The sequence below is a fragment of the Peribacillus sp. SIMBA_075 genome (assembly GCF_046534585.1).
Window position 1 is genome coordinate 1 of sequence record NZ_JAWRYN010000125.1, and the last position, 478, is coordinate 478.

1 protein-coding gene is annotated in these 478 nt (G+C 45.4%); it reads left to right on the forward strand.

Annotation, left to right across the window (positions count from 1 at the left end):
* Positions 1–478 (forward strand): glycoside hydrolase family protein (locus SB775_RS27445; RefSeq protein ID WP_486360705.1); only part of this gene is annotated, 478 nt, incomplete at both ends.

The window sequence follows — 478 nt, forward strand, 5'->3', positions numbered from 1 at the left end:
CTTCTGTTTTTACAACGGGGAATATCATTTGTATTACCAGTGGCATCCGCTCGGGCCTTTTCATGGCTTGAAATATTGGTATCATACGAAATCGACCGATCTGGTGAATTGGGAGAATGTCGGGATCGCCATTAAGCCGGACGAATATTTTGATAGCCACGGGGCATATTCAGGAAGTGCGGTTGAGCATGAAGGCAAACTATATTTGTTATACACCGGCAACACGCGGGATGAGAATCTCGTGAGACGCCCTTATCTATGCATCGCTTTGATGGATGATGAGGGAAATATCATCAAATCGAAAAAATCGGTTCTAGACAAAGTTCCGGATGGCTATACAGAGCATTTCCGCGATCCGAAATTATGGAAAGTGGACGACCGTTATTATGCGGTCATTGGCGCGCAGCGAACCGATCAAACGGGGGCTGTGTGTTTATTGAGTTCAACTGATTTATTGGAATGGAAGTTTGAAGGGGAG